Source organism: Candidatus Dadabacteria bacterium, from assembly GCA_026708565.1.
Classification (GTDB): Bacteria; Desulfobacterota_D; UBA1144; order Nemesobacterales; family Mycalebacteriaceae; genus Mycalebacterium.
The window spans coordinates 1-8,262 of record JAPOUR010000011.1 but is presented as its reverse complement, the minus strand read 5'-3'; the positions used below and the strand labels follow the sequence as shown (position 1 = coordinate 8,262).

Sequence of the window (8,262 nt, the reverse complement as noted above, 5' to 3'; positions counted from 1 at the left end):
ATTATCAGGAGTTTGCCCAGTCCCGAAAGGACTTGGAGAAAATGCTCGGCGGTCGCATCATTTACAATGATGTGTCCAAAAACTGGGAGTTCAAGAAAGCCAATCAAAAGTTTACCATGGGCACAACAGCGGAAGGCATCAAAAAGGTTGCCATTCTTGACACCCTGCTCGGCAATAGGTATCTGGACACAGACTCGGTCATATTCATTGATGAGCCGGAGTCTGCTCTACACCCTAAAGCCATATCAGACCTGTTAGACATCATCGCCCTGCTTGCACAACGGGGAATGCAGTTTTTTCTTAGCAGTCACTCTTATTTTGTGGTGAAGAAACTGTTCTTGGTTGCCCAAAGTAAGGAAATGAGTATTCCCGTAATCTCAATCACAGATGGACTACAGTACAATTCATCCAATCTAAAAGATGAATGGCCGGATAACCCGATTATTGATGAGTCTATCAGGCTCTATAAAGAAGAAGTGAAGTTGGCGCTCAAATGACAACAAAGGCCACCATTACGGAGTCCGGTATGAAGTTCGGCCCTTACCAAAGCGATTGTTTCTTTCAAATTGAGAAGAGTGATGCGTATGCCGCTGTTAGAGAGGGAGTAAAAATAGCGGATTTCCTCCTGTTGCAACAATCTACACTCTTAGTGGTGGAAGCCAAGTCGAGCGTTTCAAATCCTGAAACACAAGGGGGAGAGGATTTTGACAAAAACATCGCAGACATTTGTGAGCAACTGATTAATGCTTTCTCTTTGGGATGGGCATCTCGTCTGGGAAGACATCCGAAATCTGCAAAAGAACTTCCTAAGGCATTTAAGAATCTTGATCTACGAACGGTTCAAGTCCGGTTCGTGCTTGTAATCAAGGCGCATAAAGAGGAATGGCTTTCTCGCGTGAATGAAGTGATGAAGAAGGCCCTTCGTCCAACCGTCAAGACGTGGGGGTTAGGTCCAAACTCGGTGTTGGTTCTTAATGACAAAGGGGCGAGGAAGCATAAACTTATAGCCTAGATAGGGAAGGGTTTCCCGCGCCCGCTTTTCTTGAAATGATGGATTTCGACTGTTCAAATCTCTCCCCAGATAGTTGCATACAGTCCAAACCGTACAGCAACCCTGAAAATCAATGACTGCACCACTCTGAAAACCAATCTTTGACCAACATACTTGATAACTGTTTGTATCCATTTCGGGGGACTTCCAATATGCGCGTTCAGTTGCGACCAACCCAGCATAAAGATTGTAATGATGATTTCAACTATTAAAACTTCGAGCAAAAGTTCTGAGACTTCTTCTCTGAATAGTTGATTATCCAATGTCAATTAGTAAACGCCTTGAATGCGTCAACATTATCTGATTTGTTGCTCTTGTCGGTCGATTTACCGCTTGCTTTGGAAGACTTTGTTGTAGCAATTTTCTTTAAGGCTTTCCGAAGCCTTTTCGCTGCTTCTTTAGTAGATTCATTCTCGACCAAATCACGTTTCAACACTTCTTCTTTGATTAAATCTTCTATGTTCTTGTCTGTTATCTTGAGACCGCTCTTAATGCGACGCAGTTCTCTACGCACAGCACTGATAATAGGGTCAGACATAATCACAGCGGCGACCGAGTAACGATTTACAGATTGGCGGTATTCGTAAAACTCATCAATAACATCTTTCTGAACACCTCTCTTACATAGGAGAAACAATATCTCCTGGTCTTCATTTTTTCGCGGGTTTAGTTTTGTGAAATCAAAACCAATCAACTTCGTATTTTCCACGCGATTGTCAACTTTAACGCGGTGAACTTCCCACATGATGCCGTTTGTTATCACTACCCACCGTATACCTTCTTGAGACGCATAAGTTACAGCCTGACGTAAGTGGTTGTCTTTCAGGTCAGTGCCAATGGCTTTTACTTCTATGAGATATTCAATTTTCTTGGACGTGCTGATTGCAAGGTCGCAGTATGTTCCTTTTATTGAGTACTCTCTCGTAATCTCAGAGTACTTGTCAAAACCAAAGACTTCCTCAAGAATGTCTGTCACAATCGTGACTGTATCGGACTCGTTAACATCCCTCTTTCGCGCCAGTTCCAGAACTTTTCGAAACTTCGGCACTGCCGCAGAGAATCTTTTTTGTGTTGCTGTTGGGACTGTTGCCATAGTAAAGTTACAAAATTATTATACTTGAAGCGCAACACCTGTCAATCACTTGCCGACTTCCAAAAGTAGCAGTTTTCACACAAACAAAAACGCCGCCGCCACTCCCGCCGCGATGAACGGGGCGAAGGGCAGGGGGGTGGAAAGTTTCATCCCCCGCGCTTTCAAATACGCAAAACCGCCCGCCGCTCCCGCCGCCGAGGCAAGCAGAATTGCAACCGCCGCGCCTTCCGCCCCGGTGAACGCCCCCGCCCCGGTCATGAGTTTGACGTCTCCCGCGCCGATGCCGTCTTTCTTTCTGGCAATGCGGTAGAAGAACGAGGCGGCAAGCAAAGCGCCGCCGCCTATTGCCGCTCCGAGCGCGGACTCCGATATGTTTCCGTCCGGAATTGACAAAACAATTCCCGCGCCGAAAAGAGGGAAGGTTATGAAGTCCGGCACGGTCATGGTCTCAACGTCAAACGCCGCCGCAAAGGCAAGGGCGGAAAACAGAACGAAACACCTGAGCGCCTCCCACGACAGCCCGAAAACCGCCGCCGCGCACACGGCGGAAACCGCGCACAAAATTTCAAGGACGGGATAGACGCGCGGGATTTTCGCCCCGCACCTGCGGCACGCGCCCCGGCACACGGCAAAGCCCGCAACCGGAATGTTCAGAAACGGCGGCACGGGGCTTGCGCACGATTCACACGCGGAGCGCGGAAACAGAACGGAATTCCCCGCCGGCACGCGCCGGACACATACGCCGAAAAAACTTCCCAGCGCCCCGCCCGCAAAAAACAGCGCCGGAAGAAGAGCGGGGAGGTGGTCAGCCACCGGACTTCGGCGGCGCGTTTTTCTCTTTGACCTCTTTCAGCGCCTTTGTGAAATGGGAGTTCATTATTCTGAACGCCTTGTTGTCGCTTTTTATCTGCTCGTTAATCGCCAGAACCGCCGCTTTGTCGCAAACCAGTTTTATGTCCGCTCCGCTCAGCCCCCTCATCTTTGAGGCAAGGGCGCGGAAATTAAGGCTTTTCGCAACGGGTTTTTCGCCGTTGTGTATGCGCAAGATCTCCTCAATGCCTTCTTTGTCGGGAAGAGGTATGTTGAGAACAATGTCAAACCTTCCCGAACGCATAAGCGCGGGGTCAACAATGTCTCTGCGGTTGGTCGCCGCAAGCACCTGAACATCCGTAAGGTCTTCAATGCCGTCCATCTCGGCGAGCAGCTGACTTACCACCTGCGCCGAAACCCTGTTTCCGTCCGAGTCGTCCCTTGTCGGCGCGAGCGCGTCTATCTCGTCAAAAAACAGTATCGCCGGGGCGACCTGCCTCGCCTTTGAGAAAATGTTTCTCACCGCCCGCCCGGACTCCCCCACATACTTTGAAAGCAGTTCCGCCCCCTTGACCGATATGAAGTTTGCGCCGCACTCATTGGCAAGCGCCTTGGCGATGAGTGTTTTGCCCGTTCCCGGAGGCCCGCAAAGCAGTATTCCCCTCGGCGGGTTCACGTCCGCCGCCTTGTAAAGGTCTTTGTGTTTGAGCGGCGTGATAACCGATTCCTGAATGACGGCTTTAACCTGTTTGAGCCCGCCTATGCTTGCGAGCCCCGCTTCGGGTATGTCAACCGCTATCTCGCGTATGGCGGACGGCTCCGCCTCTTTGAGCGCGGCGGCGAAATGCTCCATGGAGACCTTGGGCCCGCCGTTTTTGATTTTCCCGTCCGCGCCTTCCCCTTCAATAAACTCGCCGAGCGCCTTGAGCGCGGATTCCTTGCACAGCATCTCAATGTCCGCGCCGGTGAAGCCGTTTGTCGCCTCGGCTATGCGCTGGAAATCAACATCGTCCGCAAGGGGCATCGCCTCACAGTGAATTTTCAGAATCTCAACTCTGGAAAGAGTGTCGGGCACATCAATCCGTATTTCCCTGTCAAACCTGCCCGCCCGCCTGAGAGCGGGGTCTATGAGGCCGGGCAGGTTGGTTGCCCCGATGACTATGACGTTGTTTTTCTTCCTGAGCCCGTCCATCATGGTGAGCAACTGGGCGACCACTCTTTTTTCCACCTCGCCCGCGACCTTGTCGCGCCGGGGGGCTATGGCGTCCAGTTCGTCAAGAAAAATTATGGACGGCTGCTTTTTCTCCGCAAGGTCAAAAATTTCCCTGATGCGCGCCTCGCTTTCGCCGTAGTGTCTGTGGATGATTTCAGGCCCGTTGACAATCTGAAAGTTTGCCCCCGTCTCGCTTATCGCCGCCTTGGCGAGCATGGTTTTTCCGCTGCCGGGCGGCCCTATGAGCAGTATTCCCCTCGGCGGCTCTATGCCGAGACTTGCAAAAATTTCGGGAAAACGGATGGGGATTTCAACGATTTCCCTGATCTTGTTTATCTGCTTTTTCAGCCCGCCTATGCGCGAGTAGCCGGACACCGCCCCGTCTTCCCCGTTTTCCGGTATGCGCGAAATGCGCACCTCCGTTGAGTTGCCGACAATAACGGGCCCCGATGACGGAGACGTGCCGATGACGTATATCTCGCCCCTGTCTTTGCTGCCGTCTCCCATTCCCGCCCTGTCTCCGGCGGTCAGCGCGAGACCCAGCAGACTGGACAGAATTTCATTCCTGCCGTCTCTCTCATACAGAACGCTTTTGTCTGAAATCGCCACCGTGACGGACCTTGCCGTCTCAAAAGACGACCTTCTGATTACCACAAAGTCGTCTATGTCGGAGCGCGCGTTGCGCCGGGTGAAGGAGTCAATCTCAATAATGGTTTCACTCGCGCCGCCTTGTTCTTCAAGCGGCACAACCCGCGCCACCGTCTTTCTTCTGCCGCCGATTTCAACCGTGTCAAGCGGCTCCACGCCCAACTCATGCATGTTGTTGCGGCTGAGTTTTGCAAAGCCCTTTCCGAGGTCGGTCCGGTCTATCTCTGAGATTCTGAGCGATATCATTTGTCCAACCGGTAATAATACACCACTCCGTCCGCTTGTGAGGCGGTTGATTTTTGCCGTTTATCTCTTCACACTTCCTACTCTTGATAATCAAGTCGGCATCTTTGAGCAACGTCAGGTGTTACACCTCTGAAACTCTGGCTTTTCATCCCGGTTTCAATCTCATCTGCGGGGAGAACGGGCAGGGGAAAACAAACCTGCTTGAGGCCGTCTATATGCTTTGCAGGTTCAAGCCGATGAGGGGCGCAAGCGCCTCGGAGGTGGTGCGTTTCGGCGCGGAGACGGCGGTTCTTTCCGGCGTGATAGAGAAGGGCGCTCCGCCCTCGGTGTCTGAAATAAGGGCGGAATTCAGGCGGGGCGGCAAGAGGATTGAGGTCAACGGCAAGAGGCCCGCAAGCCTTGCAAAAAAGGCGCTTGATTTTGAGGTCGTTCATTTCACGCCCCAGGAGGTGGAACTTGCCAAAGGCAGCCCGTCTTTGCGGCGGCGTTATTTTGATTCAATCATCTGCGGGCTTGCGCCGTCTCATTTTCAGGACATTTTAGACTTTCAGCGCGTGGTGCGGCAGCGCAATTCGGCGCTGGCCTCTGGGCGGGCAACCGCGCGGGCTGTTGAGCCGTGGGATGAACAGATAGCCGCAATAGGGGGCAGAATAGTGGAAAAGCGCATGCGTCTTACAAACAGGATAAACGGCGAGATAGCGGACATTTACGGCAGGATAAGCGGCAACGGGGAAGGGGCGAAGGCTGTTTATGAGCCGTCCTGCGAGGTTTCCGGTTCAGGCAGGGTTGCGTATGAGGATTCCATCAGAAAGACGCTTAAAAGCCGTCTTTCCCGTGATATGGCGCTTAAATACACCTCCGCGGGGCCTCACAGAGACCGGATATCCCTGCAAATCGGGGGCAGAGACTGCGTTCTTTACGCCTCTCAGGGGGAGGCGCGGAGTGTGGTTCTGGCGATGAAGATTGCCGAGATTCGTCTGTATCAGCGGTTTCGCAAGGAAAACCCGGTCTTTTTGCTGGATGACATATCAAGCGAGTTGGACGCGAAACGGAGAAAGTTCCTGTTTGAGATGCTTATGGGGTATCCGGGGCAGATCTTCGTAACATCCACGTCCGCCTCGGACATCCTTTATGCCGGAAAACGCAAAACCTTCCAAATAAGCGGCGGCAGGGTCGTGGGGAAGGGTTGACCCTTAACCGGAAATTTTTTGACGCTTTTTGACGGGTTTGATAAACAGAAAAGATAAAAGTTAACATAATATACCTTATCGGACATTGTATATTATTGCGGGGTGTGAGTTCTGAAATAGTTAGTGGTATCAATTAGTTAAGTGTGGGAGTTGATACATAGTTAAAGTTGATGTAAGTGGGTTCAAACCTTTGCTTTTGTGGGTGGCGCGGACGGACACGGACTTTTCACGGACTTGCGCGGATGGGAGTTTGCCTGTTATCCTTCCCGGCGGAGAAAGAGACTGTTGCCGACCATCTTTTCAAAGATCATAGACCGGGAGATTCCGGCGGACATTGTTTATGAGGATGATGTATGTATCGCCTTCAAGGATGTAAGCCCTCAGGCGCCCGTGCATATCCTTCTGATACCAAAGCGGGAAATCGCCTCTCTCAGCGACCTGAAAGCCGATGATGCGGGGATTATGGGGCATTTGATGGTGAAAGTGCCGGAAATCGCCTCAAAAGCGGGCGTTTCAGAGGAAGGATACAGGATAGTGGTCAACACCGGCGAGAGTGCCGGGCAGTCGGTGTTTCATATACATATTCATATCCTCGGCGGCAGAAAGATGGAATGGCCGCCGGGGTGAAGTTAAACGCCCACCGCGTCAGCGCAACGGTCGCAAAGAGTTCCGCCGTCTGAACGGATTTTTGCCGTTTCCGCCCGTTTCCAGCAGCGATTGCACTTGGGCTGGTCTGTAAGGTCTGTTACTGAAATATCAATATCGCCATCCTCAAAAGTTACTCTGCTGACTCCTATGAGGTCTGCTAACTCTTTACTAAAGAAGGTATCGTACGAGCCGCGATTTGCTCTTATCTCTGCGTCCAGAGGGTTTGAAGGTTTACCTTCTTCTTTGGCTCGCTCCAATTGTATAAGGCATTTTTCCTTAAAGGGAAGGACTGTTTCACTCCATTCATCCATAATCTTTACTTCCTTATTCGTTTCTACTATCTTGCCTCCTCCTTCAGGGAAACTTGTCATATGGACACTTTCAGTTTTTTCCTTTCCGGGGAGGCTTTTATACGCTTCTTCCGCCGTATGGACGAGAATTGGCGCACACAGTTTAATGAGTGCATCCGCCACGTCATACATAACAGTTTGTGTCTTTCTTCGCTCTTTCCTGTCCGGTCTCTCGCAGTAAAGGCGGTCGCGCACAGCTTCTATGTAATGCTTGCTCAGGAACTGGTCGCAAAAAGATAGAATGCCTCTACTCATCCCCTTGTAATCAAAAGAGACGGTAGTACTCATCTCTATTCTCCCTATCATTTTTCTTAACTCTCCAAGAGCGATGTTATTGACAAAATACTCATCTCCTTCAACCTCAACTCTGTCCTTCTCAGGGTCAAAATCATTCAGATTGTTCAACAGAAACCGGATGGTATTCCGTATTGTCCTATACTCATCAGTCGCCGCCTCTATGATTTTTATGTCTGCTTTTACATCTTTTGAGTAATTCAGAGAGGCGACCCACCAGCGGCACACATCCGCGCCGTATTGCTCCAGAATCTTCTCAACCTCAAGAGCGTTTCCGCCCGACTTGCTCATCTTCTTGCCCAGCGCGTCAACTATGAAGCCGTGCGTCAGTATATGCCTGAATGGCGGTTTGCCGGTCGCTCCCAGAGATGTCAGCAAAGACGACTGAAACCAGCCCCTGTGCTGGTCTGAACCCTCAAGATACAAGTCCGCCCTTCCCTGCTCTCCCTTCTCAATCACGGAATGCCACGACACGCCGGACTCAAACCACACATCAAAAATGTCTTTGCCTTTTTTAAGCGCGGACGGCTTCCAATTTTCTTTTGCCCACTTTGGCGCGTCCGGGTCTTTTTCCGGTTTGTAACTCTCAAGCAACTCCGCCGCCTCCGCATGAAACCAAAGGTTGCTTCCCTTCTCTCTTATTTTTTCCGCAACCGCAAGAACAGACCTTTCCGTCATAAGAATTTCACCGTCCGCATTTGTGAATGCCGGTATCGGAA

The 8,262-nt window shown here is 51.1% G+C and carries 8 protein-coding genes; 4 read left to right on the top strand and 4 right to left on the bottom strand.

Going from position 1 to position 8,262, the window contains the following annotated elements; genetic code table 11:
- On the top strand, positions 1 to 497 hold a 497-nt coding region (locus OXF42_01975), incomplete at its 5' end, for an AAA family ATPase (GenBank protein MCY4046864.1).
- Positions 494 to 1,012, top strand: a complete 519-nt coding sequence (locus OXF42_01970) for a hypothetical protein (protein MCY4046863.1) — start codon at positions 494 to 496, stop codon at positions 1,010 to 1,012. The genes OXF42_01975 and OXF42_01970, both read left to right, overlap by 4 nt.
- Positions 1,013 to 1,316: 304 nt before the next feature.
- Here the strand turns inward: OXF42_01970 and OXF42_01965 are convergent, their stop codons facing one another.
- The 3 genes from OXF42_01965 to OXF42_01955 form a co-directional block, all read right to left on the bottom strand.
- On the bottom strand, positions 1,317 to 2,144 hold the full coding sequence (locus OXF42_01965) for a type I restriction enzyme HsdR N-terminal domain-containing protein (GenBank protein ID MCY4046862.1): 828 nt from the start codon (positions 2,142 to 2,144) through the stop codon (positions 1,317 to 1,319).
- 75 nt (positions 2,145 to 2,219) lie between these two features.
- On the bottom strand, positions 2,220 to 2,957 hold the full coding sequence (locus OXF42_01960; GenBank protein ID MCY4046861.1) for a prepilin peptidase: 738 nt from the start codon (positions 2,955 to 2,957) through the stop codon (positions 2,220 to 2,222).
- Positions 2,950 to 5,061, bottom strand: coding sequence for an AAA family ATPase (locus tag OXF42_01955; GenBank protein MCY4046860.1), 2,112 nt, complete (start codon positions 5,059 to 5,061; stop codon positions 2,950 to 2,952). The genes OXF42_01960 and OXF42_01955 overlap by 8 nt, the downstream gene beginning before the upstream one ends.
- 83 nt (positions 5,062 to 5,144) lie before the next feature.
- Here OXF42_01955 and OXF42_01950 point away from each other — a divergent pair, with 83 nt between their 5' ends.
- Both OXF42_01950 and OXF42_01945 read left to right on the top strand, forming a co-directional pair.
- Positions 5,145 to 6,251, top strand: coding sequence for a DNA replication/repair protein RecF (locus tag OXF42_01950; protein MCY4046859.1), 1,107 nt, complete (start codon positions 5,145 to 5,147; stop codon positions 6,249 to 6,251).
- 282 nt (positions 6,252 to 6,533) lie between these two features.
- Positions 6,534 to 6,878, top strand: coding sequence for a histidine triad nucleotide-binding protein (locus OXF42_01945; protein ID MCY4046858.1), 345 nt, complete (start codon positions 6,534 to 6,536; stop codon positions 6,876 to 6,878).
- Between the two features lie 2 nt (positions 6,879 to 6,880).
- On the opposite strand, the gene OXF42_01940 is transcribed toward OXF42_01945, so the two are convergent.
- On the bottom strand, positions 6,881 to 8,262 hold a 1,382-nt coding region (locus tag OXF42_01940; GenBank protein ID MCY4046857.1), incomplete at its 5' end, for a class I tRNA ligase family protein.

Coding starts and splice junctions, on each gene's coding strand:
- OXF42_01955 (MCY4046860.1), bottom strand. CDS start 5,061: ATGATATCGCTCAGAATCTCAGAGATAGACCGGACCGACCTCGGAAAG.
- OXF42_01970 (MCY4046863.1), top strand. CDS start 494: ATGACAACAAAGGCCACCATTACGGAGTCCGGTATGAAGTTCGGCCCT.
- OXF42_01965 (MCY4046862.1), bottom strand. CDS start 2,144: ATGGCAACAGTCCCAACAGCAACACAAAAAAGATTCTCTGCGGCAGTG.